Origin of the sequence: Maribacter zhoushanensis (genome assembly GCF_029350975.1) — a bacterium.
GTDB classification, from domain to species: domain Bacteria; phylum Bacteroidota; class Bacteroidia; order Flavobacteriales; family Flavobacteriaceae; genus Maribacter; species Maribacter zhoushanensis.
Map to the genome: position 1 here is coordinate 385,837 of NZ_JARKMR010000002.1, position 24,674 is coordinate 410,510.

General features: G+C 34.4%; 25 protein-coding genes. 9 read left to right on the forward strand and 16 right to left on the reverse strand.

Annotation, left to right across the window (positions count from 1 at the left end):
- The first annotated feature begins 64 nt into the window (after positions 1-64).
- A complete protein-coding gene (locus PXD56_RS08325) occupies positions 65-1,408 on the forward strand; it encodes a hypothetical protein (RefSeq protein WP_276492873.1) in 1,344 nt (447 codons plus the stop codon).
- A gap of 101 nt (positions 1,409-1,509) precedes the next feature.
- On the opposite strand, the gene PXD56_RS08330 is transcribed toward PXD56_RS08325, so the two are convergent.
- The 5 genes from PXD56_RS08330 to PXD56_RS08350 form a co-directional block, all read right to left on the reverse strand.
- The gene (locus PXD56_RS08330) at positions 1,510-1,809 is read right to left on the reverse strand and encodes an EF-hand domain-containing protein (RefSeq protein ID WP_276492874.1); all 300 of its coding nucleotides are present in this window, start codon (positions 1,807-1,809) and stop codon (positions 1,510-1,512) included.
- A gap of 163 nt (positions 1,810-1,972) precedes the next feature.
- Positions 1,973-2,773 carry a 5'-methylthioadenosine/adenosylhomocysteine nucleosidase gene (locus PXD56_RS08335; protein WP_338088444.1) on the reverse strand — a complete coding sequence of 267 codons (801 nt, stop codon included), beginning with the start codon at positions 2,771-2,773 and terminating at the stop codon, positions 1,973-1,975.
- On the reverse strand, positions 2,764-4,068 hold the full coding sequence (locus PXD56_RS08340) for an NCS2 family permease (RefSeq protein WP_276492875.1): 1,305 nt from the start codon (positions 4,066-4,068) through the stop codon (positions 2,764-2,766). The genes PXD56_RS08335 and PXD56_RS08340 overlap by 10 nt, the downstream gene beginning before the upstream one ends.
- Before the next feature lie 153 nt (positions 4,069-4,221).
- A complete protein-coding gene (locus PXD56_RS08345; RefSeq protein WP_276492876.1) occupies positions 4,222-4,962 on the reverse strand; it encodes a hypothetical protein in 741 nt (246 codons plus the stop codon).
- A gap of 209 nt (positions 4,963-5,171) precedes the next feature.
- Complete coding sequence (locus tag PXD56_RS08350; protein ID WP_276492877.1) at positions 5,172-6,440, reverse strand: aryl-sulfate sulfotransferase; 1,269 nt, start codon at positions 6,438-6,440, stop codon at positions 5,172-5,174.
- 269 nt (positions 6,441-6,709) lie between these two features.
- Here PXD56_RS08350 and PXD56_RS08355 point away from each other — a divergent pair, with 269 nt between their 5' ends.
- Entirely contained in the window at positions 6,710-7,402 is a 693-nt protein-coding gene (locus PXD56_RS08355; RefSeq protein WP_276492878.1) for a nitroreductase family protein, read from the forward strand.
- A 55-nt stretch (positions 7,403-7,457) separates the two neighbouring features.
- Here PXD56_RS08355 and PXD56_RS08360 read toward each other — a convergent pair whose 3' ends face one another.
- Positions 7,458-7,697: a M24 family metallopeptidase gene (locus tag PXD56_RS08360; protein ID WP_276492879.1), complete on the reverse strand. Its 240-nt coding sequence runs from the start codon at positions 7,695-7,697 to the stop codon at positions 7,458-7,460.
- Positions 7,688-8,812: an aminopeptidase P N-terminal domain-containing protein gene (locus PXD56_RS08365; protein ID WP_276492880.1), complete on the reverse strand. Its 1,125-nt coding sequence runs from the start codon at positions 8,810-8,812 to the stop codon at positions 7,688-7,690. The genes PXD56_RS08360 and PXD56_RS08365 overlap by 10 nt, the downstream gene beginning before the upstream one ends.
- A 181-nt stretch (positions 8,813-8,993) precedes the next feature.
- Here PXD56_RS08365 and PXD56_RS08370 point away from each other — a divergent pair, with 181 nt between their 5' ends.
- Positions 8,994-9,854 carry a sigma-70 family RNA polymerase sigma factor gene (locus tag PXD56_RS08370; protein WP_276492881.1) on the forward strand — a complete coding sequence of 287 codons (861 nt, stop codon included), beginning with the start codon at positions 8,994-8,996 and terminating at the stop codon, positions 9,852-9,854.
- A gap of 75 nt (positions 9,855-9,929) precedes the next feature.
- Here the strand turns inward: PXD56_RS08370 and PXD56_RS08375 are convergent, their stop codons facing one another.
- The 3 genes from PXD56_RS08375 to PXD56_RS08385 form a co-directional block, all read right to left on the reverse strand.
- On the reverse strand, positions 9,930-11,264 hold the full coding sequence (locus PXD56_RS08375; RefSeq protein ID WP_276492882.1) for a DEAD/DEAH box helicase: 1,335 nt from the start codon (positions 11,262-11,264) through the stop codon (positions 9,930-9,932).
- 199 nt (positions 11,265-11,463) lie between these two features.
- A complete protein-coding gene (locus tag PXD56_RS08380; RefSeq protein WP_276492883.1) occupies positions 11,464-12,504 on the reverse strand; it encodes a leishmanolysin-related zinc metalloendopeptidase in 1,041 nt (346 codons plus the stop codon).
- A gap of 125 nt (positions 12,505-12,629) precedes the next feature.
- The gene (locus PXD56_RS08385) at positions 12,630-13,844 is read right to left on the reverse strand and encodes a patatin-like phospholipase family protein (protein WP_276492884.1); all 1,215 of its coding nucleotides are present in this window, start codon (positions 13,842-13,844) and stop codon (positions 12,630-12,632) included.
- A gap of 246 nt (positions 13,845-14,090) precedes the next feature.
- Here PXD56_RS08385 and PXD56_RS08390 point away from each other — a divergent pair, with 246 nt between their 5' ends.
- The 6 genes from PXD56_RS08390 (at position 14,091) to PXD56_RS08415 (ending at position 18,954) form a co-directional block, all read left to right on the forward strand.
- The gene (locus PXD56_RS08390) at positions 14,091-14,675 is read left to right on the forward strand and encodes a TetR/AcrR family transcriptional regulator (protein WP_276492885.1); all 585 of its coding nucleotides are present in this window, start codon (positions 14,091-14,093) and stop codon (positions 14,673-14,675) included.
- A gap of 1 nt (position 14,676) precedes the next feature.
- Positions 14,677-15,348: a Rossmann-fold NAD(P)-binding domain-containing protein gene (locus PXD56_RS08395; RefSeq protein ID WP_276492886.1), complete on the forward strand. Its 672-nt coding sequence runs from the start codon at positions 14,677-14,679 to the stop codon at positions 15,346-15,348.
- A gap of 10 nt (positions 15,349-15,358) precedes the next feature.
- Complete coding sequence (locus PXD56_RS08400; protein WP_276492887.1) at positions 15,359-15,991, forward strand: NAD(P)H-dependent oxidoreductase; 633 nt, start codon at positions 15,359-15,361, stop codon at positions 15,989-15,991.
- A gap of 45 nt (positions 15,992-16,036) precedes the next feature.
- Positions 16,037-17,194 (forward strand): iron-containing alcohol dehydrogenase, encoded by a 1,158-nt coding sequence (locus PXD56_RS08405; RefSeq protein WP_276492888.1) that lies wholly within the window; start codon positions 16,037-16,039, stop codon positions 17,192-17,194.
- 137 nt (positions 17,195-17,331) lie between these two features.
- Positions 17,332-18,231 carry an EamA family transporter gene (locus PXD56_RS08410; RefSeq protein WP_276492889.1) on the forward strand — a complete coding sequence of 300 codons (900 nt, stop codon included), beginning with the start codon at positions 17,332-17,334 and terminating at the stop codon, positions 18,229-18,231.
- Between the two features lie 111 nt (positions 18,232-18,342).
- On the forward strand, positions 18,343-18,954 hold the full coding sequence (locus PXD56_RS08415) for a DEAD/DEAH box helicase (RefSeq protein WP_276492890.1): 612 nt from the start codon (positions 18,343-18,345) through the stop codon (positions 18,952-18,954).
- Here the strand turns inward: PXD56_RS08415 and PXD56_RS08420 are convergent.
- The 6 genes from PXD56_RS08420 to PXD56_RS08445 form a co-directional block, all read right to left on the reverse strand.
- The gene (locus tag PXD56_RS08420; protein WP_338088445.1) at positions 18,951-19,730 is read right to left on the reverse strand and encodes a patatin-like phospholipase family protein; all 780 of its coding nucleotides are present in this window, start codon (positions 19,728-19,730) and stop codon (positions 18,951-18,953) included. The two genes, PXD56_RS08415 and PXD56_RS08420, sit on opposite strands and share 4 nt — an antisense overlap.
- Positions 19,731-19,756: 26 nt before the next feature.
- Complete coding sequence (locus tag PXD56_RS08425) at positions 19,757-20,368, reverse strand: DUF6134 family protein (protein ID WP_276492891.1); 612 nt, start codon at positions 20,366-20,368, stop codon at positions 19,757-19,759.
- Between the two features lie 181 nt (positions 20,369-20,549).
- On the reverse strand, positions 20,550-21,140 hold the full coding sequence (locus tag PXD56_RS08430; protein WP_276492892.1) for a DUF6515 family protein: 591 nt from the start codon (positions 21,138-21,140) through the stop codon (positions 20,550-20,552).
- Positions 21,141-21,372: 232 nt separating this feature from the next.
- Positions 21,373-23,280, reverse strand: a complete 1,908-nt coding sequence (locus PXD56_RS08435; protein ID WP_276492893.1) for a monovalent cation:proton antiporter-2 (CPA2) family protein — start codon at positions 23,278-23,280, stop codon at positions 21,373-21,375.
- Positions 23,281-23,320: 40 nt separating this feature from the next.
- Positions 23,321-23,872, reverse strand: a complete 552-nt coding sequence (locus PXD56_RS08440; protein WP_276492894.1) for an NAD(P)H-dependent oxidoreductase — start codon at positions 23,870-23,872, stop codon at positions 23,321-23,323.
- Positions 23,873-23,916: 44 nt separating this feature from the next.
- On the reverse strand, positions 23,917-24,540 hold the full coding sequence (locus PXD56_RS08445; protein WP_276492895.1) for a MarC family protein: 624 nt from the start codon (positions 24,538-24,540) through the stop codon (positions 23,917-23,919).
- Positions 24,541-24,674 lie beyond the last annotated feature (134 nt).

Below are 24,674 nucleotides of genomic sequence, written 5' to 3' on the forward strand. Positions count from 1 at the left end.
ATTGTTTTAACAACTAAATCACCAATTCTTAACGTACATAAATCAACCCCAAAATTAAAACACAATGCAAAATTTAAAGACTTACCTATGGTTATTGTCAATGGGTTGTACATTGATGGCCTGCACCAATGAAGAAGCTATTTTACCAGTAAATGACAGTAGTGACGTTGAAACTGAAACAGCAGAAGAAGTAGTTGAAGAAGCGGAAGAAACGAATCCTACACCTGATGAAAATGCAACAACAATAGAGGTGGCAACTGAGCTTATTGCGAACGACTTAGAACCACACCCCATGCAAGATGTAGCGAAGCCAGATTATTTGCAAACTATTGTTGACCCGTCATTTGGTACAATCATTAGAAGAATTTCTAATGCAGGTGCTGGCGGAGTTATAAAGCCAATGTATAGTACCATACAGGCTTGGAATGCAGATGAAACTAGAATGATTTTGTACGATCAAACTAATGGAGTTCATCAATTATTGAACGGTATGACCTATGAGTTTATTCGTAACCTTGATAATGTTAGACCCGATGATTTGGAGCAGCTCTTTTGGGATTTTAATAATCCTGATTTTTTATATTATTTGGATGCCGTTACAGATGATTTTATTAAATATACCGTATCATCTAGAACTAAGGATATACTTGTGAATCTTAAAGAAATAACTAACTGTACCGGAAGTATTAGTATGGGTAACGATGTACAGATGATGTCCTGGGATTCTGATGTAATCGGATTTAGATGTGATAATAATCAAACCTATTCTTATAGATTGTCTACACAAGAATTAGTAACCTTTAATTTAGATAATGTCAATTATACGGCAGCAATGCCAGCACCTAGCGGTAATTTATTTTGTCATAACGTATCATCTTATGATGCCAATGGCAACTTTAAAGCGAGACTCAATAAAAGTAAGCCAGAACATTCTTGTTTAGGTAAAATGGCAGATGGCACAGATACTGACTTTTCAGTATGTTTTGATGCCGGACCAAATGGTGGTTGCCTTGGGAATATCATTGCCTTTGATTTAAGTACGGGAAATTGTTTACCGGTCATCTCTGAAGATTTAGGGTATGACTATCCAAAAACCGGAACTCATATTTCTGCTGTAGCACATAAAAACCCAGGATGGATAGCTGCTTCTATGATAGGCTTTGAAGGAGACGGGCAAGCGTTATTGGATCAAGAACTGGTAATTGCCTATGTAGAGCCTGGTAATATAAAGGTGTATAGAATTGGGCATCATAGAGCTGATGAAGATGAGTTTGATTATTGGGGAGAACCACACGTAGTAATTAGCCCCACTGGTACAAGAGTACTTTTTGGTTCTGACTGGAGCGGTAGCGAAGATGGTACTTCAGTTGAATCATATGTAGTGGAGTTACCTTCTTTTAATCAATAGATTCTTTATTAAAATCATTTTTAATTGCAAAATATTTTAAGTGTATAGAAACAAAAAAGGCGTATTCATATGAATACGCCTTTTTTTATGTGAACTATTTTTTATTTTAATAATCCAAGAATACCTTCCAATTCTGTAAGGTTAAGACTTGAGCTATTATCAGCATCTAAAACATCAAAATTTTCAGAAACTTCTCCTATAGCTTCAGATGAGCTAATAGCTTGATCATTGTTAGTATCTAAAAGACTAAATAAGCTAGCTACTTGTTGAACTGTAGAATTTGAGCTTAAAGAACCTAATAATTGTGCAGCATTAGATACTTGAGAAGTATCCATATTTTTAACGCTATTACAGCTAGTTAAAGAAGCTACAAGAATAAATGTGGCAATTACTTTTTTCATGGTATTGTGTTTTAATTTCAGTGCAAATGTAATTTAATTCCAAAACCTAGTAAATAAAATATATACCAATAGCATAATTAAGACTACATAATAAGATTATTACTAGATGAAATTATAGAATTCATCCGTTTTAATAAAGAAAATTATTTTTCAATTACAAGGTTCATTCTTGTATTACCTTTTCTAAAAGACCTAGAACCATCTGTGCAGAGTTTACAGATGCTATTTCAACAAATTTATAGTAATCTGTATGGGCTAAAGTGTTGGCATTATCGCTACAACTTCTTATAATAACATATGGAAGTTCTAACATGGTACAAATTTGAGCTACTGCGGCACCTTCCATTTCGGTAGCCATTGCATTGAAATTTGTGTATAAATATTCAGCTTTTGCAGCATCACTAACAAACGTATCTGCCGTTGCTATGGTACCCGTATAAAATTGTGGAATTCTACCGTTAAATGGTTTGAGCTTAATACTTTTAGTTACTAGCTTACTTTGTTCCAATAATATAGAATCTACAGGTAATAACAACGAATTTTTAGAATTATCAATTAAATTTCTTGACGCCCATGTTTGAAATTCACCATTTTTTAATTCACCAAAATCATATTGAACCAAATAATCGGCTATTACAATATCTCCTGGATGAATATTTGGATGTAACCCTCCTGCGACACCAGTAAATATTAAAGCATCAATATCAAATTTAGCGGTTAAAATTGCCGTACTATATGCGGCATTAACTTTACCTATTCCTGCTTTAAAGAGAACTACATTTTTATTTTTCAGCTTTCCGGTGTAAAAAGTTATTCCATTTTCATGAATTTCATTTCCATTGACTAATTTCATTTTTAACAGATCTATTTCCTCGTCCATAGCACCCATTATTGCTATACGTTGCCCGTATGCTGAGCATACTATCAATAATAAAATACTTAGTAAAAAATGTTTTATAGCCATAGGTAGAGAAGAGATAAAATATTTATAATGATAAGAATAGGGTTGACTTCACCCTTCTTTCCCGTAAATAACTTTAGTAATGTGAACGTTAGAAAACCGAATATTATGCCGGTGGTTATACTGTATGTAAGTGGCATTAAAATCATGGTTATGAAAACCGGGATTGCCTCATCTGCCATAGTCCAGTCAATTTTTGTTAAGGGTTTCATCATAAACGAGCCCACCAAAACCAAAGCTATTGAACTTGCAATACTGGGAACAATTGATAAAAGCGGTGAGAAAAATAAAAAGGGTAAAAATAACAATCCAGCTGTAATTGCTGTAAGTCCGGTTTTTCCTCCTTCACGAATACCCACGGCAGATTCAATATATGCAGTTCCGGAACTGGTGCCTACTAAACCAGAGAATATAGTTGTGACTGCATCTACTAACAATGATTTTTTAAGGTTCTTAGGATTACCGTCTTCATCTTTATAACCAGAGGCTTCGGCAAGACCTACAAATGTAGATAGGCTGTCAAATAAATCTGTAAATGCAAATACAAAAATTACAGGTAGATAGGCATATTGAATGGAACCTATTATATCCGCTTTAAATAGTAAACTAAAATCTGGCATAGAGAAAACACCTGTATAATTTACAATAGTAGGAACTCCATAATTTATTAGGGATGCATCTCCCCACCACCTGCCTATAGGCCAGGCAAAAATTGTAGTCAATATAATACCGATAATAATGGCACCGGTAACTTTTCTTGAAACCAAAATAGCAGTAACAATAAGCCCTATTAAAAATGTAAGAAACATGGGGTCTTTTACGGAACCAAGCCCAACTAATGTAGCTTTGTCGTCTATGATAAAGCAAGCATTTTGTAACCCTATAAATGATACAAATAAACCTATACCGGCAGCTATGCCATAACGAAGGGCGTGTGGAATAGCAATTACAATTTTATCCCTGATTTTAAGAACACTTAAAATTAAAAACAAAACTCCGGCCCAAAATACAGCGCCCAAAGCAGTTTCATAACTTAAGCCAAGACCTAATACAGCGGTATAAGTAAAAAATGCATTAAGACCCATACCAGGAGCTATAACAACAGGATTTTTTGCATAAATACCCATCATTATACTACCAAATGCACAGACTAAAACTGTAGAAGTTACCGCTGCGGAAAAAGGCATTCCAGAGGCTGAGAGAATTGCAGGGTTGACAATAATGATATAAAAAGTTGCTAGAAATGAACTGACACCAGCTAAAATTTCAGTTCGAAAAAACCTATTCTTATCTCTCATTAAAATTAAAATAGTAAGAAAAGTGTCTTTATACACCAATTACTAAGAAAATTTAAGAACATTTTTTAAATAAGCAGTTTAGGCTACATATATTATTGAATAGAGAAGTTTATCGTATGTTTTTTAGTTTTAATAAAATGCGTAATGAGGAAATTACATATGAGCACTGAACCATATATTAATAGAAACTTCTTTTGGTCTTTCATCTTGTTGTGATGGTCCACCTTGAGACCCGCCACGACCACCACGGTCTTGACCGCCTCCAGAGCCTCTTTGACCTCTTCCTCCTCCAGATCCTCTGCCCTGTCCGCCCCCTCCAAAACTTATATTTGAGTTTTGATCTTTGTTTGGTGTCTCCATCTTCGGAGTAACGATACCTATAGACAGTTTTGAAAACTCAGTACCACTATCCGCTATGCTACTCCTAGGAATAGAAAGCCTGTATATTAATTCTTTTGACTCTTCATTAAATAAATAGCTAATATTGATACCTAAGTTGTTTAAGTCTAAATGAAATTCTTGCTCAGAATCGTAATTGATGTATTTGGCAGTTTTCGGCATTTCTTCGATTAGCAAAGGTATATTGGGTCCTATTTTTTCCTTTTCTTCATCTCTATTATCGCTTCCTCTTTCATTTCTATCTGGACGTTGCGGCATTTTAACTTCTAAAGGGTATTGAACGGAAACATTCTTTTTCTTTTTTCCTTTTTCATCAAAGTAGACATAGAAGCCACGGTGTAACATAGACATCATGGTAGGTTCATCTGTAGTACTCAACTCCACATAAACATTATCTTGGTCTAATTTACTGTTGTAGGTTATGTTATCTACTGTATTTTGCGCTTGAGTACTCATACATACAAACAGCATTAAAAATTTAAAATATAATTTCATGTTTAGCTATTAGATTTCTGTTATTTAAACAAACTTACCATTAACATTAGTGTTTTTAAAGAAAATTAAGTGAATGTCAATTAACTATTGGTGAAGGGCATCAACTAATAAACGAAAGATATAATTTAGTGAGATTTTAATTTGCAAAAAAGCTCCAACATTTCTGCTAGAGCTTTTTCTTACCAATCAATCTAAACCAAAAACTATTTTTATAGACCCAAAGCTGTTATGGCATCATCATCTTTAGTAAAAGCGTATGCCCGCCATGGTCTACTGTAATTTGTAAATCTCCATAATACATCTCCATCACTATTCACTTCCCAAATGGCGCCAGTGCCTTCCGCAATAAGTGTGTTACCATTGCTCATTCGTACACCACTACCTAATCCGTTACTATATAAATCACTATTTGTAAACTCCCAAGTAATTGTTGGTTCGTTATCTTGACCTGCAATTAATTCATACGGCGGACTTAACTGATATTCAGCTACTGCAGATTGATTGTCATATTTGTTATTTACGAAAACCAACATTTTATTATCATCGAATAAGTTTGGGTAATGCACTCTGTTCATAGTGACTTCCCCAATATTGTCATAAGCTAAAGGATTTCCAAAACGGTACACCAAATTACCCCCTAAGTTATAATTACCGCCGGTATTAGAAGCTGCTTCTTCAGTTGATGTACTATGATCAATAACCCAAATCTCACTGTAGAAATTTACCGTCATATATAGCAAATCATTTGTTTCATCTAAAGTAATGCCGTTAACGTGCATTAAATCACCATCGGTTTGGTCATCATTGTAATTGATATCAATCAAATTTGGTAGGTCACCTACTACCCCAAAATTTTCTTTACTTTCATCATCATCTTGAACAATATGATCTATGGCATGCCATTCCCAAACAATTTCTTGTGTTAATGGGTTCATTTCTATAATGGCTTCTGGGTAAATATCAAAATTACCGGAAAACCCCAATTCTTGAGCATCTTCAGCACTTACCTTTTCCCAGACAGGAAAAATAATATTGCCGTTAGATAAGTAGTTGACATCATGGTGTGAAATGTAATTGTCGCTTGAATAATTAACTTCCCAATCAATTGTTTGGTCAGCATTAATTTTTCTAAAACTACCCCCATAACCACCATAGTTTATTTGAGGGTTATCTACTTTAATAGTGGCTACAAGACTACCATCGCTAAGCAGTTCGGCATCATTTCCCAATTGGTCCCCTTCAAAGTCCCAGTCAAACAATGTATTACCGTCATGATCAATTAAGAATACACCATCATCTGGTGCAACTGCTAATATATAAGAGTTAGAATCTACAGTACTGCTAACAGTTTCAGAGTCTTCAGTTGTTGAAGTATCTTCAGAAAGAGTCAAGTCAGTGTCGTCGTCACTGCAAGAAGTAATAAACATAGATATTATGCAAACAGTGCAAAAACCTATCTTAAAAGTTGATTTACTCATAACTAGTTGTTTTTAAGATTTAATATAATTTGCGTAAGTCGTTTAAGCTACAGGATAAATATAGAATTAGGTTTTATGCAAAATTGAAACAATCAGTGTATTTGGATGAAGAATAAGTAAAACCGTGTTTATTCACGGTAAATGGTTTTAGCCGAATTTTTATGAACTGACCTGTGCATATAAAATGAGTAGTAGATAGTATTAAAACAATACCTTAAAAAAGCAATATCTTTGAGAATAGAAATAACAATTAAAACTTCACTTCAATAATGGCTGCCGAATCTCATATATCTGTAAACGGACATACGCATGTACTTTATAAAGAAAATGCTTTATCTCAAGAAGAGCTCATAAAACAGAGTGAGGCTTTTTATAAGCACCTAGATGAAAGAAGATCCGTAAGGGAATATGCAGAAACACCAGTACCTAAAGAAGTTATTGAAACGCTTATTAAAACAGCATCAACTGCACCTTCTGGTGCGCATAAACAACCTTGGACCTTTTGCGCTGTTTCTAATGCGGAGTTGAAATCAAAGATCAGAGAAGCTGCAGAAGCAGAAGAGAAAGAAAGCTATGAAAGTAGAATGAGCGAACGTTGGTTAAAAGATTTGGAGCCAATGGGTACAAATATGTATAAGCCATTTCTAGAAGATGCTCCTTGGCTTATAATCGTTTTTAAGAAAGTACATGATTTAGGTGAGAATGGTGAAAAGGTAAATAATTATTATGTAAATGAATCTGTTGGTATTGCCGCCGGTATGTTAATTACTGCGATACATAATGCAGGTTTGGTTACGTTAACGCATACTCCTAGCCCCATGAATTTTTTAGCAAAACTATTGAATAGACCAAGTAATGAACGCGCATTTTTATTATTGCCGGTTGGTTACCCAAAGACGCCAACCTATGTTCCGGATATTGAAAGAAAACCAATTGAAGCTATTTCTGAATTCTATGAGTAACACTTTAAGTAATGTAAGCTTAAATTCTAATTTTATATAAATTAAAATGAGTTTGTTATAGCTTCATCAAACCTTCTAAAGCATCAGGGGTTCTGGGTAAGTCGGCACTTAGCACTTCACAACCTTCTTCAGTTATAAGAATCATATCTTCAGTAAAGACAGATATATTTTCATCATGATTGTAATACCATGGTTCAACCGTAAATACCATACCTGGTTTTAATGCTGCGGTAGCTAAGTTTGGGTCGCCGGTGGAGAGTCCTAAATGGTGACCAAAGAACAAACCTACTTGCATATATTTTTTACATCATCAGGAATAATACTATTGGTTAGTGTTTGTACGTCTTTAAAGGTAATTCCGGGTTTAAGAAACTTGATTATCTCATCTGCAATATTGGTTTCCATAACAAGAATCTCTTTCTGCCTTTCGGTAAACTTACCAGAAACCGGGAATGTTCTTCCAATATCACTAACATACTGCTCATATTCACAACCGACATCAAAAATAACCAAGTCGCCACTTTCCATCACTCTATTTCTACGGTTATAGTGGGTAGCTAATATTCTCCATGGCCAATGAGAATTTGGTCCCGACTTAATGATGGACCCAAAAGCCAGTCGTTGAGAACCGTTAATTTTAAAATCACCTTCCAAAATACCTTCTAGGTAACGCTCATCTACCCCAGGTTTAATTTTTTTAGCAGATTGCTTAATACCTTCTACTGTTATGGTAGCAGCCTTTCTAATGATTTCTATTTCTGCTTTAGATTTAATCATTCTAACATTGGCAATAGCTTCGTACATATTTTCATACTTCAATCCTTTATGTTTATTCTGCAAAGCCTGTAAAAGCACTTGAACAGGAGAATAGGTCGCAATGTAATCTTCAGATGCATATCTAATATTGCCTTGCCGACCACTATTAATCAAAACAGTGTTTTCTTTGGTACTTTCTGTATTCATTACAGAAGCAAAATCTTTAATGGAATCTAGGCTGATACCAGCTTTATCAGATATACTTTCGTCATTTAACAAAGGTCTTCCGGGGAAATCATTTTTTCTAGAGCCATTTTCAAATCGTAAATCATGTTCAGGAGTAAAAATAGAGGCTGATTTATTCTCTAAATTCAGCACAAGAATAGCGTTAGGTAATTCAAGACCGGTGAAATAGTAAAAATCATCTGCTTGTCTAAAAGTTTCTCCAAACGAAAACCCATCATTAGTAGGTATCACAGCCAAACCTGATTTTTCGCTTTCGATTAAAAAATTCATTAAATTTTCTCGACGTTGCTTTAATTCTTCTTTAGAAAAAGGCAATTCTGTCCATTCAAAATAGGATTGCACAGGAGTTTGTGCAAAAAGAAATGCATTAGAAAATAATAGGATAAATAAAGCGATGGTTGTTTTCATGGTTTTAGGGTTGTCTAGAATTTAATGATTTGATAAAATAACATCAATTTGAAGAAAATTACTAAATTTTATGAATTGAATTTTAGAATTTATTAAAATAATTTCAACAAATAATCAATTTCATTAGGATATCATCAAAAAATAGTTTAAGTTATAGTAACGATAAAAACAAAAATAATATATGAGGCAACTTAAGATCACTAAGCAAATTACAAACAGAGACACTAAATCATTAGAAAAGTACTTTCAAGAAATATCAAAAATTGATTTGATTACCGCAGATGAAGAAGTGGAGTTAACTAGAAGAATACGCGAAGGAGATCAGAATGCCCTAAATACATTAGTAAATGCCAACTTACGTTTTGTAGTATCTACGGCAAAACAATATCAAGGTAGCGGATTACGACTTTCAGATTTAATCAACGAAGGAAATATTGGCTTGGTAAAAGCCGCAAAACGTTTTGACGAAACAAGAGGTTTTAAGTTTATATCATATGCCGTATGGTGGATCAGACAGTCTATACTGTCATCTATTTCAGAGCAGTCTCGTATGGTACGTATTCCATTGAATAAAATTGGTGAAATCAGTAAAATTAACAAGGTCTACTCTACCCTTGAACAATCATTACAAAGACCACCAAGTACAGTTGAAATAGCCAGAGAACTTGATATGAGTAGCACGCAGGTAAAGCTTGCATTAAAAAATTCAGGTAAGCATTTATCTATGGATGCTCCTTTTCAAGAAGGCGAATCATCTAATTTGTATGATGTTGTGAGCAATAAAGACGCAAACAGACCTGATGCGAATATGATGATGGACTCTCTAAAAACAGACCTTAATCAAGCATTAAATACATTGCCAAGTAGAGAAAGCGAAATTGTACGGTTGTATTATGGCTTAGGAGAAAGAAACCCCAAAAGTTTAAGCGAAATTGGTGAGCTTTTTGACCTAACCAGGGAGAGAGTAAGACAGATAAGAGAAAAAGCGGTACGTAAACTTCGCAATAAATCGCAAAACGAAATGTTAAGAGCGTATTTATAAGCAAAAATTTATACTACACATAAACTGAAAGCCGACCCTTTGGGTCGGCTTTCAGTTTTTAAAAAATAGTCGATGTTATTTTTTTCTGTTGGGCTCTTTCATTTTACTGTCCAAACTTGTAGTCTGGGCAATATGATTTGCTAATATTTTTTCCACTAATTCTTCTTTGGTTAAGTGATGAAATATAGTTTTGACCTTGGTTTTAAATTCGTCTGATATATCGCGGTTAGGTTTTGTCTTAAATATTTTTTTAGCCCAAAGTAAGGTGTTGTTTTCTTCAATACTTTGCGCATCTGCCTTTTGAAATTTGGAGAAAGAAATGCCCAATTCTTTTTCAAAATCGAATACTTCGGCAACTTCTTCTTTTTGTAGAATGGTTAATGAAAGTCCGGTTGCCCCTGCCCTAGCCGTACGGCCACTTCTATGCACATACGCATCGTAGGTGTCTGGTAAATGATAATTTACCACATAAGCCAATTCTTTAACATCTAGACCACGTGAAGCTAGATCAGTTGCTACAAGAATATTGATATGCCCTTCTCTGAACTGACCCATAATGCGGTCTCTGATTCCTTGGGTTAAGCTACCGTGCAATGCTCCAGAAGAAAACTTATTGATAGCTAGTTTCTTTGCTAGCTTATTTACGGCTGCTTTTGTTTTACAGAAGATAATACCTTGTTGTCCATCTTTGGTATTTAAAAAATGCATTAGCACTTCTAATTTCTCAATAGGTTCTACAACTACATATTTATGGTCAATACCTTTATGACCAAGGGTAGCCATATCTGCTTCTTTATGTACTACATGTTTAGACATGTAATTTTGAACCAACTGTTTTATAGCTCCGCTCATGGTAGCGGTAAATAAAAATGTACGTCTGATTTTAGGTATTCCTGCAATAATAGTATCTAAATCTTCTTTTAATGCAGTAACCATTTCATCTGCTTCATCCAAAACCAAGTACTTTAATTTTTTGATATCTAAAGCCTCTCGTTTCACCAAGTCAACCAGTCTACCAGGTGTTGCCACAATAATCTGTGTTGGTGTTTTAAGTCGTTCTATTTGTGGTTTAATAGGGATTCCGCCACAAAGTGCAGCAATTGAAATCTCTGGGTTATTACCTACATATGACAATAAATTTGCGTGTATCTGTTGCGCCAATTCTCTAGTAGGAGCTAAAATAACAGCTTGTACCGTAGTACTTTTTGTATTTATTAATTGTAGTAATGGTAAACCAAAAGCAGCTGTTTTTCCGGTTCCGGTTTTTGCCAAAGCAACAAGGTCCTCTTTCTGTTCAAGAATAACAGGAATACACTTTTTTTGAATATCTGTAGGAACGGTAATCTGTAATTCTTCTAGATTTTCTTGTAAATCGTTAGAAATTCCTAAATCTGAAAACTGGCTTGACATAAAATAATTTTAGGCAAAGATAGGTACAGTTGTGCTAGGTAATGGTATGTTAGAATAAGGTTATTGGTATTATTTAAAATCAAATTCTAAATTAAGTCTTTGAAAATGGGAATATAAAAAAAGCTTGCATCATATGTTTATGATGCAAGCCTAATGAAATAATACCTTAAGGGTGTATTATAGTTATGCTACTTAAGAATTACTTTTTTGCATTGACAAATCCTCTTAAAGGAACTAACTCCTCCATTTTAGCAATATTTAAACCTTGATTTTCAGCTGTGCCAAAATCACCAAGCTCGTTAATGTCAACACCTTCTGTACCACGTGGTAAGTCATAAGATTCCCCGACAGAGGCAGATCCATAACCTAAATCTTTCATTGATCCTGCAGTTATTCGGCTTAAAGGATTCTCTCCAAGATTTAAGAAACCTGTCATTAATTCGTTGTTTAAGGTAGATTCTCTCCAGTGACCTAACGCAGTACCTGGACCACCCATGTTTTCAATTGGTAACTCGTATTTACCACCTTCTGCATTCCAAAATACATTAGCTTTCTTTCCAGTAAAATATGGATTGCTATCAGGGCCAGCTCTTAAGGTTCTATCAAATCCGAAAGGAGCGGTATTCCAAAGAGTTCCTATACCTAATACATGTCCCATTTCATGAACAATAACTTCTTCGAATAAATCTATTTCTTCTAAAAAATCTAAATCATCAACATCAAAGAACATAACGCCTGTCAATGATAAGAAATCTTCGGTACGAACAAATTGGGGACCCGCCTGACCTAAGATGCCACCAGGACCATCTATAGGTGCTAAAGCAACTTCAATCACAAGATCATCTACTGATTCAATATCTGGAAAACCTTCAAATGCCGATGGTATAGGACCGCCCACATCTGGAACATCTTTTATAATTATACGCTCCCATCTTGCAGCGGCAGCTTCAAAAACCTCTGCTTGTCTTGCTGTAGGTGGTAGTAAATATTTGAGTGTAATGTTGTACCTACCTTTGGTAGCATTGCTAGATTTTTCAGTTTGCAATGTAGTAACACCTAAATCATCAATTATGATGGGGGTACTAGTTGGTGCTTTTAGGGCAATTTCTAGCGTCTTAGTATCTTTTGCGGACTCAATTTCAGAATCTAATTTTTCTTCTGTACAAGAGGTTATAAAAAATGCACTCATGGCGCATCCCAAAGCTAAAAATTTACCTGTTTTTTGTAATGTGTTCTTCATAAAAATATAGTGTTTAGTATTTAAAATCATTTATTTTAACAGTGTAAATTAAAATTATGATTTGTTTTTGTTAAAATTAACATTTTGTTAACTTAATTGCAACACTACTTAAAATTTATATAAAACTAATTTTTCATTTCCCAAGAATTCCATCTATCCATACCTTCTTGATACCATTTATCTCCTTGTAAAAGCGTTAAATCATTATTACGCTCTACTTTAAACTCTATGGGCTGGTTGTAAAGCTGTCCGGCTTTCCAGGCGTTAAAGCATCTAATCAGCGTATCAATCTCTTCATCTTTTGTCAGGTCCATATCTAGTTTATATAATTCTTGAACTAACGGTATTACCTCGTTTGGTGTATTTGCATCAAAATGAATTAATGGAGATAAGCGAATTATTTGGTCGTTAAGAAGCATGCCGGTAGATGCTTTCAAGAACATCATGGCAATATAATTAGCGGTATCCGGTGGTTGATACAAAATTGTTTTTGCTTGGTGTAAAACTGTTTCTTTAAAGAAGTTTAATTGCGGTTTCCATCTAGAGAAGGCAAATTTTTTCCTTCTAAAAATTAAAGCGATTTGTTTCCAATTCCAAAAGTCTTTTTTGGCATCCACAGACATAAGAGAGTTACTTGTACCTAAAGAAACTACCTGTATGGTCTTTAAATCTACACCCAATTTGTAGGCTTCAATGATTCCCGCTAAAATAGGATTGTTAAATCCGCCTAAGGCACCATCCCATAATTCGTAAAATATATCACTTCCTTGAGCTTTAAATCTGGCAGGGAAATCAAAATATTGAACAGGAGCATTAGAAGAACCGTTTATGGCTTGTGTTAGCCTTACCGAATCATACCCTTCTGGATTTGAGGAAAAAGACTTGAAAAATTTTGCTCTGTTATTTAGCGCATCATATGTAGCAACTACTAGTTTTAATGATTCTTTACCTATTAATCTAGGCAGTTCGTTCATTTGTACACTATCCACTTCTGGGAATAAACTTTCAAAAGCTTCTTTTTTACGTTTGGCACTGTACTTAGGTCCAAATCCGGCATTGAAAAGTCCGAGGTAATCTACTGGGAAATAACGGTCTTTAAATGAGTTTTTATGAAAAATCAGTTCTCTATTCTGTTGTTCCTTAAATAAGGATATTGCCTTGTCAATAGTATAATTTTCTGCAAGTGCGGCAAGAACAATGCTACCGCCAGAATTGGCAATAACTAAATCGAATTGTTGTAAAATTTGATGACCATTAATGTTACCGTACCTGTCTTTAAGAGTAAGAAGTTGTATAATTGCCCAGCTACCGCCGCCATCTAAAGAAAGAATTTTAAACATATGAATGGCTTAATTTAATAACCTAAAGATAAGTACTTGAATAGGTAATTAAAAAGCAACGCGGGAACTACCTTTACTGAACTATCTAAAAGTACTATTATATCTGATAAGTCTATTATAGAATGTTCTTAGAATAGTTGAGGATATCATGTTATTCTTTTATAGTTAAGCTGATAAATTAAAGTTGTGTTAATAAAAAAGAATGAACGTTCATTTTCTGTAACTTTGTATCTAGATATAATACAAATGGCAGCACTTCAAAAAAGTATAGATAAACGTAATGCATTGATTAATGCAACCATAGAGTTGGTAAACAATGACGGTTTTCATGCCACACCCATGAGCAAAATTGCAAAAATGGCATGTGTGTCCCCAGCTACCATTTACTTATATTTTGAGAATAAGCAAGACTTGGTGAACAAGACCTATATAGAGGTTAAAGCTAGTTATACTGCTTATGCGTTTGCCACGTACAATGATGCCATGTCCGTTCAAGAAGGTTTTGAGGTTATATGGAAACGTATTGCCGAGTTTAAACTTAAAGAAAGTGCTCATGCAATGTTTTTAGCTCAATGTGATAATACCCCAATGATAGATGAGGAAAGCCGACAAGAGGGCATTAAACATTTACAGCCATTACTAAATCTATGGGCACGTGGTAAGAAAGAAGGTCTAATTAAGCCTGTTTCAGATTATATGCTGTATGCATATGCCATTAATCCGCTTTCATTTTTAATGATTGCTCAAAATCGTGGTTCCGTTACCTTGGATGATGAGCAAATGGAGCAAGCATATGAAGCGGCGTGGAGCAGTATAAAAGTTTGTCAGTAATATGAAAAAGACGGCTATCATTTTAGGGGCATCTGGTTTAACCGGAGGTTTATTGTTAGAGAAGTTAATTCATGACGATAGATATGAAACCATAAAACTATTTTCAAGAACACGTATTGACGGATTGCCAAATAAGGTCATACAATATATAGGCAACCTATTAGAGCTTGATCAGTTTAAAAACGAATTTACAGCAGACGAAATATACTGTTGTATAGGTACTACCGTAAAGAAAACCCCGGATAAGAAATTATATAGAGCAATTGATTACGGTATTCCTGTAGCTGCAGCTAAATTGGCTAAAGAAAATGATATTTCTACTTATCTAGTCATATCTGCTATGGGAGCAAACAAAAAAAGTAAGGTCTTTTACAATAGAACAAAAGGCGAAATGGAACAAGATGTAGTTAACCAAGGAATACAGAACACATCTATTTTAAGACCATCTTTAATTGGTGGAGAAAGAGATGAACAAAGAGTGTTGGAGAAAATAGGTTTGGTTATTTTCAAAGTTATTCAGCCGCTATTTATTGGTCCACTGAAAAAATACAAAATTATTGATGCGGAAAACATTGCCCAAGCAATGTTGAATTTAGCAAATACAACGAGTAATACAGATGTTGTCATAACATCGAACGATATAGAACAATTAGCAAAACGCAACTTAAAATAGAAAGATTAACATGGAATTATTAGATAAATTAAATTGGAGATATGCCGCCAAGGCAATGAACGGCGAAAAGGTAGCTGAAGATAAAGTGGAACGTATTTTAGAGGCAGCCCGCCTTGCCCCTACTTCTAGTGGATTGCAACCGTTTGAGATTATAGTGGTTAAAAATCAAGATATTAAAGAAAAGATTAGACCTGTAGCTTGGAACCAATCTATGATTACGGATTGTTCTCACCTTTTGGTATTTGCAGCTTGGGATAATTATACAGAAGATAGAATCAACTACATGTTCGATTTGACCAATGAAATTCGTGGTTTCAAAAACGAAGGATGGGAAAATTACCGTAAGATGTTGTTAGATATGTATCCGCAGAAAGATCCGGAAGAAAACTTTAACCATGCTGCTAAGCAGGCTTACATCGCGTTTTCTCAATCTATTGCTGCAGCGGCATTTGAAAAAGTAGATGCAACCCCTATAGAAGGTTTTGATCCTGCCAAAGTAGATGAAATTCTAGGTTTACGCGAAAAAGGATTGCGCAGTGCCGTACTATTACCATTAGGGTACAGAAATGAAAGTGAAGATTGGTTGGTGAATTTGGTAAAGGTTAGAAAACCAATGGATGATTTGGTTACCGTTATTGAATAATCGGTCATTAATGTAAGTGAAGAAAAAAATTAAAAGAAAAAGAAAATGAACAATTTTGAATTTAAGAATCCCACTAAAATTATATTTGGTAAGGATACTATAGTGAAATTAAGCAAAGAAATACCAGAAGATGCAAAAGTACTAATGCTATATGGTGGTGGTAGTATCAAGAAAAATGGTATTTACGAACAAGTAATGACAGCATTGTCTGGTATTGAAGTCATAGAGTTTGGTGGTATCCCTGCCAACCCTGAATATGCTATCTTGTTAGAAGCTTTACAGCTGATTAAAGATAAAAAAATCACTTATTTGCTAGCAGTTGGTGGTGGTTCTGTAATTGACGGAACTAAATTTTTATCTGCCGCAGCCGTATATGAAGGCGATACTCCATGGGATATTTTAACGAAAAGCATTAGAACTAAAAAAGGAATGCCTTTTGGTACCGTTCTAACTTTACCGGCAACGGGCTCAGAAATGAATTCAGGCTCGGTCATCACAAGAGCGGAAACCAAAGAGAAATTAGCAATGGGCGGACCAGGATTATTTCCTGAGTTTTCAATTCTAGATCCACAGGTTATAAAATCTATTCCAGAACGCCAGTTGGCAAACGGTATTACAGATGCTTTTACCCATGTGCTAGAGCAATACATGACATACCCTATAGATGCATTGTTACAAGACAGATTCGCAGAAAGTATTTTGCAGACCTTGATTGAAGTAGCTCCAAAAGTTTTAAAAGACCCAACGGACTATAAACCAGCTGCAGATTTTATGTGGAGCTGTACCATGGCGTTGAACGGATTAATTCAAAAAGGAGTGCCGGGAGACTGGGCAGTACACATGATGGGTCATGAGTTGACCGCATTGTTTGGTATAGACCATGCACGTACGTTAGCTGTAATAGCACCAAGTCATTATAAGTACAATTTTGAAGCTAAAAAAGAGAAATTAGCACAGTACGGTGAACGTGTTTGGAATATTACGGAAGGTAGTATTGATGATAAAGCATATGCTGCAATAGAAAAAACTGAAGCATTCTTTCATGAATTAGGTATTGACACCAAGTTATCTGACTACACGAAAGATTATGAAGGTACTGCAGAAGAAATTGCAAAACGTTTTACGGACCGTGGATGGAAATTAGGTGAGCGTCAAGCTTTAATGCCAGAAGACGCACAGAAAATTGTGAAAATGGCTTACTAAGAATATATTATGAGTTTTGAAAAGGGCTATCTTATATAAGGCAGCCCTTTTTTATTTGGTATAGCCAATTATAAAGAGCATTTGATTTTCAATTCAAGAAGGTAGAACAGTGAAAAACCAATATCTTCGCGCGCATTATGTGGATGTACCTTGGACTATTAGCGGCTCTTTTCTTAGGGTTGCACAACTTATGCAAGAAACATGCTGTACAAGGCAATGATGCTTTTTCTGTACTGCTAGGTACTTTAATTGCCGGATTCTTATTGTTTTTACCATTATTTATAGGTTCTAAATATTATCCAGAAGAATTACAGGGTATTGATTTATTTGTATCTGGTATATCTTTAAAAACACATGGTTTTATATTTATAAAGGCAATGATTATGGCTTCATCATGGGTGTTGGCATATCAGGCTTTGAAGCATTTACCTATTACCATTGTTACGCCTATACGATCGGCAGGACCTTTTTTTACTTTTATTGGCGCAATTCTTATTTACCAAGAAAGACCCAATTTTTGGCAATGGATCGGTTTTTTCTTAATTATATTTTCTGTTTTTCTATATTCTAGAATTGGAAAAAAAGAAGGCATTAATTTTAAAAGTAACAAATGGATTTATGCCATTATTGGAGCCACATTTTTAGGGGCATCAAGTGGTTTGTATGACAAGTTTTTAATACAGAGTTTGGCACTGAACCCTCCTACCCTACAGTTTTGGTTTTGTACTTATACCATGTTGATAATTGGTATGGTAGTTCTTATTACACGTTCAACTAATTCTAATCTAAAAGGCTCTTTTAAATGGCGATGGACCATACCAATGGTGGGGCTTCTATTACAAACGGCCGACTATTTCTATTTTAAAGCATTACAAGATCCGGATGCATTGATTATGTTGTTATCTGCAATCAAAAGAAGTCAAATACTTATAGCCGTTGTAGTGGGTGGTTTTATTTTTAAAGAGCAGAACAAACGAAAGAAATTGGTGCCTTTGGCAGGTATTCTGCTGGGGGTATTTCTTATTTTGTATTCATAAAAAAGTATCTGAAGTTCACCAATATAAAATACCTAGGTATATTGGGGTTAGCCCATTTGTAGGCTGTATCTTTGTATGGTAACAGTATTTGTAATTAGTTAAGGTAGCAATATGTCATTTAAAAAACTGAATCAGCATTTATTAGAGAGATTGGAATTTCTATCCATATCAGAACCAACTCCGTTTCAGAAAAAAAGTATTCCTGTTATAAAAAGTGGGGCAAATGTTTATTGTACGGCACCAAAAGCAAGTGGAAAAACGACTACGTTAATTTTAACCACATTGCAAAAACTAAAATGTAAAGCAGAGGGCAATGCGCCAAGAGCCGTTGTTGTAGTTGAGAATAAGGAAAAGGTTTTGGAACTTTATGATACCTTTTTTGAATACACCAAGTATACCGATGTTAGACTTTATGCCAGCTATAAAGAATTGCATATAGATATTCAAAAGTCAGAAATATTTGAGGGTATAGATATTTTGATAACTACCCCTACTACCCTACATAAATTGTTTTTGTTAAATGGTGTAAGTACTTCGCAGTTAAAGATATGTAGTATTGATGATGGTGATTTTTTAATTCAAAAATCTGACTACACGGCAATGATTACGGTTGCCCAGAGTATTATGAAATGCCAATATGTAATATACTCGGAAAAAATGCACCCTAAGTTAGAACGTTTTGAAGATTTCTTTATGGAACGTTCTACTCATGTAAAAGCCTAATTAATTGGTGTTTGTTTTGAATAACCTTGTGCTTTTAAAACATCTAAAGCACTATTGTACCCAATCTCGAAAATAGGATCAATGGATCTCATGTCAAAAGTAGCATATTCACATAGCTCTTCTGGGGAAATGATAAGCTCGCAATCAGAAAACTTGGCAATAGATTCTGATGCAGATTTTATTTTATAGGCCCTGTCAAGAACATTATAAGAATGCTTTAGATCATTTATTTCAATACTTTTCAGTGCATTTACATAACTGCCTATAATGTTGTCGCAGTGAGTTTGCAATGGCTCAATAGGAAAATTGTTCAACACTCCACCATCTACATAGTAAGAACCATTAATATCTACAGGTGAAAATACGCCAGGGAAAGTGGCAGATGCTAAAACAGGTTTTATCAGTTCTCCTTTATCAAAAATGGTTAATTCACCTTTAATAATATCAGTAGCAGTGATGTATAGTTTCTTTGGAAGCGATTCAAAAGCATCGTCTGGAAAGAACTTTTTAAATTCATCATAAAACTTTTCTGTGTCCAGAAATCCGGGCTTTCTTCGCGCAAATTTCTTAGCATGAAAGATAGGAATCACTTTAAAAAATTCTAATATATCTGCCCAATGTACACCACCGGCATATAATGCTCCAACAATAGCACCTGCGCTAGTACCAGATATGTGAGTGGGGTAAATACCATGCTCCTCTAAAGCTTTGATTACTCCTATATGCGCTACTCCCCTTATGCCTCCTCCTGAAAGTACTAAACCGGTATGTATCATGTTTGGTGTTATTTATTAACTATTAATCAGTTTTGAGCAACTATTTCAAAATTTACCAATCCGCCATTGATTTCTGCTTTTTTCAAAAATCCATCTTTATAGTGGTAAATATTTTCTTGATCCTTCGCATTAATTTTTTTGTAGATATGGTTGCCTAAAGCAACTATTGTATTAAAACTGCCATCTTGCTCAGAGTAACATTTTTGTATGTCTAATGGCTCTTTAAAATATAATAAAATGGTAGCATATGTAATATCACTTTCAACTACCTTTTCTTTTTTATTGTTCTTGGTAATTTGGTAGTAGCTTTCTTTCCAGCTAGTTGTGATATTTGCATGCGGCTTGTTATTTACTTCTATTAATACATTGGCTGTTTTTAGAAGACTATTCTCGTAAGTAACATCATACTCGTAATTCACTTCAATTTCTTTAATAATTCTGGTGTTGATTGTGGTTATACTTTGATAATTAACCCTTGAGCTCTTAATGGTTTTTGTCGCGTGTAAATTACCAACAATTTTATCTTTGTGAATGATATTGAAGCTAAGCGTATTATAAGGTTGTGAGTTAATCTTATCGCCATTCAAATTTAAAAAAAGAAGGGAGCAAAAAGTTATAATAAGATGGGTTGAAGACATGTTAAGAAGAATTTAATGAGTCATATTCGTTAAATTAACTACTATAAAACTAAGTAAATCTCTGTTTAGAAAAACTAACCAGCGTCATGTTTTATCAAAAGAGGAATATAGGAAGCATAAAAACAATAAACGCCTATGGAAAAATCCATAAGCGTTTGTAATAATCAACATCCAATTTTATTTATTCCATATCAATGATACCTACAACTTCATAGGCTCTAGAGCCATTTACTTGTATTTTTTCATAAAGTATATTAGAGTATTCATAGTATGTAAATCCATCAATAGTTACTTTCTCATATCCATCAGGTAATTCGTTAACCACTGTACCAATTTCAGGATCAACAACTTCGTATCCAGAATTTGCTTCTACGTAAAAGGTGCCGCCAACATTAAAATACAGTTGGTTATTATAACGTACTCTAGAATAGTTAGATGGTAAACTATTTATTCTAAATCCAATTTTAGGTGCTATAGCGATATATCTACCACGAGATGCAGTATAATACTTATTGTTGGAATAGTAATAGCTTTGTCCATTATGTTTTACAACAGTTTTGTTAGGCACAGTCCTAACTGCTGTAACTTTTTTCTTGGGTGTTTTATACTGAACTTTTTTACTTGATACTCTACCGGGATTTTTTGTAACTGTAGTAGTTCTAGTAGTCGTTGTTTTTGTTGACGTTCTTTTACGTGTTTGTGCTGTACTTGGTATAGCAAATGCAACTAATAATAATCCTAGTATTACGTATGTTTTAGTATTTGTTTTCATCGTTTTACATTTAAAAGGTTAAACTTTTATTTTTACGTTCAATTCTTTGACATGTAAATGTAGTAGTGGTTTAATCTGTAACCATGTAAAAATTTCTGAAATAGACGTTCAAGGAAATTTCATCTACGAACCCGTGTATTTTATAGAAGTCTAAAACCCATTTTTTTTGAAAAGATCTTATTTTACTGGGTAATCGTAATTTAAATGCTTTTTAGATTTAATTCTAGGGTTTTTACTCAGCTTGTGTAGTAGTATTGTTTTGCCGGTTTTCTAACACTTTTCTAATAGACTCACTATCCCAATGATTGTCATATTCAACGATGCCTCTTTTAAAATCCTCTTCTAACAACCGTTCTTGCTCTTCTAACTCTTTACGAACTTTAAAAATGTAATCTTCATTTCCTTTTGGTTCAGTTGCCAATCTTCTTAGACTGGTTTCATCATATTTAATGAAATTCTGTACTTGTCTGTTCAAGGTGTATTTTCTGAAACCAAGTTTACTTAAAACATCTTTAGCCAATGATAGAGAGGTATCTAGAGATTCTCGATATATATTCTCCATACCCATATTCAACAATTCATAAGCATCATTTCTATTCTGAGCTCTGATCATTAGTTCTACATGTGGATACTTCTCTTTCACCATTTTTGTAATTTCTTTGGTAACACTAGGGTTATCAATAGCACAAATTAAAATTTTAGCTTGCGCAATACCGGCAGACTCTAATAAGTCTATACGGGTAGCATCACCATAGTATACTTCAAAACCCATTTTGCGCAGTACATCTACTCTATTGGAATCTTGATCCAGTATAGTTGCCTCTATACCGTGGGAACGTAAAAAACGACCAACGGTACTGCCAAAGTGACCAAAACCGACCAGAATCACGTTTTGCGATTTAGCAATATGGTCCATAGGTCTTTCAATAGATTCTTTTGTTCCAATTTTAGGCAAGATAAAACGTTCGTTAATTATACCTATAATAGGTGTTAACGACATGGTCAATGCTGTAATTACCAACATGATATCCATTTGTTCTTGATTCAAGATATTCAATTGAAATGCAAAGGATAATAATACAAAGGCAAATTCCCCAATTTGTGCCAAGCCGAAAGTCAATAGCAAATTTTGGTCTAATTTTAACTTGAATACTTTACCGATAATAAAAAGTATCAATGCTTTGATCAATATTACCGCCAACAAAATACCGCCAATGGTCAATGGTATTTTAGCAATGACTACAAAATTAATTGAGGCGCCTACGGCTATAAAAAATAAACCTAAAAGAAGGTTTTTAAAGGGTTCAAGATTACTTTCTAGTTCATGCTTGTATTCACTACTAGAAAGGACAACACCGCCTAAGAATGCACCTAAGGCAGGCGATAGCCCTACATATTCCATTAAAAATGATATGCTGAATACAATTAACAAGGCGGAAGCAAACAGAAGTTCTCTTACACCCGTTTTTGCAACTCTACGTAGCATGGGTACAATTAAGTATTGACCTGCCACAATAATCAAAACTACAGATAAGATAATAGCAAGTGTTTGGTAACCCATGGGTAAAGTATTTAAAAGGTTACCGGTGGTTTCATGACTGTCAACAACAGCTTCACCATCTGAATTTGAAAGAAGAGGGATTGCACCTAACATAAAGATTACGATGATATCTTGGAATAATAATATGGAAAATGCCGCGTTGCCAAAGGTTGTTTCCATGAGTCCTTTTTCATTAATGGTCTGCATGGCAATAGCCGTAGATGATAAGGCTACAGCCATAGAAATTACCAAGGCAACTTTCCAGTCAAAATTCAACAGTATAAAAAAGAGGTAAGAGAGCAACATGGTACCGGCAACCTGCAGACCGCCCATACCTGCAATAGATTTACGCATGTTCCAGAAATTTTTCGGCTCAATTTCGAGTCCGATCAAGAATAGCATCACTACTACTCCAAACTCGGCAAAATGAAGAATATCATCTCCCTCTTCTCCAATAAAGCCCAACACATACGGACCTATTAAAATACCCGCAATCAAATACCCCAAAACAGAACTTAGACCTAATCTTTTGGCAATTGAAACACAGATAATTGCCCCTAATAAAAAAACAATAGCATCAAAAAGTATACTTCCGGTCATAATTGGTTGGTTAAATAAGCTGTAATCAATTGAATAGCGGTTAAGGGGTCAAAACAGTTTCCATACTTTGAAGCTTATCGATTAAAGTACTATAATTTTCTCCGTAGTTTTTAAGCTCTTCGTCAGTCAATTTATAAGTACCCATTACGGTAAATGGTTTGTGATAGATCATAAGGCAGAGATTAGCCGTTTGTTCAAAAGGTCTTAAAAACTCTGTAATGGTATAACTATTACTACCTTGGGAGCAATACAGTTCTTTACTGCCGCCCGTAGTAATGGCGTTCAGGCAAATTTTAGAAGTCAACGCTTTACCATTTGGCCCGTAAGCCCAATTGAACTCCAACACCATATCTATCCACTGTTTTAATAAAGGCGGACAACTGTACCAGTACAGAGGGTGATGCCAAATTATAACATCATGCTCTTCTAATAATTTTTTCTCGAACAAAACGTCTATATGAAAATCTGGATATTGTTCGTAGAGGTCATGAAAAGTGACACCTTCTTTATCTTTTATATAATTTACCAAAATTGTATTTGCTCTAGACTTTTCAAACTTAGGGTGAGCAAATAAAACAAGTACCTTTTTCATACTACGGTAAATTAAGAAAAATAATGATTGCTTGAGTTGGGCAATTATTTAGTAATCAAATTGAATGAGATTTTTATTCCTTCTATGATCATACCGGTACCAATTATGGCAATAATCAAACCCATTATTTTACCGATTACTGAAATAACATTGAACCCCACTAAGCGTACAATAAAGTTGCTTAGCCTAAAGGTTAGGTAAGTCAACAAGCTCATAAAACCGAATACTGCTATTACAATAGCAATATGTACAGGTTGTGCGCTAGACACAAAGTTCATAGCAGTAACTATTGTTCCCGGACCGGCTAAAATTGGAATAGCCAAAGGAGATACAGCAATGTTTTCATCGATGTTTACGTGCTTAATATTCTTAACGTTAGATTGTTTTGATTGAAGCATTTCAAAACCAATAAAAAATATAAGTATACCGCCGGTAATTTTAAAGGCAGGAATGCTAATATTAAATAATTCGAATATATATTTTCCTAAAAGGACAAATACTAATACAATTATAAAGGCAATAAGATTGGCTCTTTTATTGATATCTTCTTTCGTTTTATTATCGGCACCTTGGGTAAGCGATAAAAAAACGGTCATGTTAGAAATTGGGTTGGTAATGGCAAAAAAGCCAGTAAAAACAGCAATAGAAAATGTTATTAAATCATCCATTATTATGAGCAAAAATTAATCGTGCAAGAACTAGATTTTTTATTAAAATTCCTAAACTATTTAAAAGCTTTAAAGAATAATTATACTTCTTAAAAATAGAGGGGCAAATGAAATTCTTGTCTCTTATAAAATTA

Bases quoted from the DNA above. Each gene is read 5' to 3' on its own strand.
- PXD56_RS08330 (WP_276492874.1), bottom strand. From the start codon at position 1,809: ATGAAAAAAGTAATTGCCACATTTATTCTTGTAGCTTCTTTAACTAGC.
- PXD56_RS08355 (WP_276492878.1), top strand. From the start codon at position 6,710: ATGGCTGCCGAATCTCATATATCTGTAAACGGACATACGCATGTACTT.
- PXD56_RS08440 (WP_276492894.1), bottom strand. From the start codon at position 23,872: ATGAAAAAGGTACTTGTTTTATTTGCTCACCCTAAGTTTGAAAAGTCT.
- PXD56_RS08340 (WP_276492875.1), bottom strand. From the start codon at position 4,068: ATGAGAGATAAGAATAGGTTTTTTCGAACTGAAATTTTAGCTGGTGTC.
- PXD56_RS08415 (WP_276492890.1), top strand. From the start codon at position 18,343: ATGTCATTTAAAAAACTGAATCAGCATTTATTAGAGAGATTGGAATTT.
- PXD56_RS08380 (WP_276492883.1), bottom strand. From the start codon at position 12,504: ATGAAGAACACATTACAAAAAACAGGTAAATTTTTAGCTTTGGGATGC.
- PXD56_RS08385 (WP_276492884.1), bottom strand. From the start codon at position 13,844: ATGTTTAAAATTCTTTCTTTAGATGGCGGCGGTAGCTGGGCAATTATA.
- PXD56_RS08395 (WP_276492886.1), top strand. From the start codon at position 14,677: ATGAAAAAGACGGCTATCATTTTAGGGGCATCTGGTTTAACCGGAGGT.
- PXD56_RS08430 (WP_276492892.1), bottom strand. From the start codon at position 21,140: ATGAAAACAAATACTAAAACATACGTAATACTAGGATTATTATTAGTT.
- PXD56_RS08405 (WP_276492888.1), top strand. From the start codon at position 16,037: ATGAACAATTTTGAATTTAAGAATCCCACTAAAATTATATTTGGTAAG.
- PXD56_RS08410 (WP_276492889.1), top strand. From the start codon at position 17,332: ATGTGGATGTACCTTGGACTATTAGCGGCTCTTTTCTTAGGGTTGCAC.
- PXD56_RS08325 (WP_276492873.1), top strand. From the start codon at position 65: ATGCAAAATTTAAAGACTTACCTATGGTTATTGTCAATGGGTTGTACA.
- PXD56_RS08390 (WP_276492885.1), top strand. From the start codon at position 14,091: ATGGCAGCACTTCAAAAAAGTATAGATAAACGTAATGCATTGATTAAT.
- PXD56_RS08400 (WP_276492887.1), top strand. From the start codon at position 15,359: ATGGAATTATTAGATAAATTAAATTGGAGATATGCCGCCAAGGCAATG.
- PXD56_RS08370 (WP_276492881.1), top strand. From the start codon at position 8,994: ATGAGGCAACTTAAGATCACTAAGCAAATTACAAACAGAGACACTAAA.
- PXD56_RS08445 (WP_276492895.1), bottom strand. From the start codon at position 24,540: ATGGATGATTTAATAACATTTTCTATTGCTGTTTTTACTGGCTTTTTT.
- PXD56_RS08350 (WP_276492877.1), bottom strand. From the start codon at position 6,440: ATGAGTAAATCAACTTTTAAGATAGGTTTTTGCACTGTTTGCATAATA.
- PXD56_RS08345 (WP_276492876.1), bottom strand. From the start codon at position 4,962: ATGAAATTATATTTTAAATTTTTAATGCTGTTTGTATGTATGAGTACT.
- PXD56_RS08425 (WP_276492891.1), bottom strand. From the start codon at position 20,368: ATGTCTTCAACCCATCTTATTATAACTTTTTGCTCCCTTCTTTTTTTA.
- PXD56_RS08360 (WP_276492879.1), bottom strand. From the start codon at position 7,697: ATGCAAGTAGGTTTGTTCTTTGGTCACCATTTAGGACTCTCCACCGGC.
- PXD56_RS08335 (WP_338088444.1), bottom strand. From the start codon at position 2,773: ATGGCTATAAAACATTTTTTACTAAGTATTTTATTATTGATAGTATGC.
- PXD56_RS08435 (WP_276492893.1), bottom strand. From the start codon at position 23,280: ATGACCGGAAGTATACTTTTTGATGCTATTGTTTTTTTATTAGGGGCA.
- PXD56_RS08420 (WP_338088445.1), bottom strand. From the start codon at position 19,730: ATGATACATACCGGTTTAGTACTTTCAGGAGGAGGCATAAGGGGAGTA.
- PXD56_RS08375 (WP_276492882.1), bottom strand. From the start codon at position 11,264: ATGTCAAGCCAGTTTTCAGATTTAGGAATTTCTAACGATTTACAAGAA.
- PXD56_RS08365 (WP_276492880.1), bottom strand. From the start codon at position 8,812: ATGAAAACAACCATCGCTTTATTTATCCTATTATTTTCTAATGCATTT.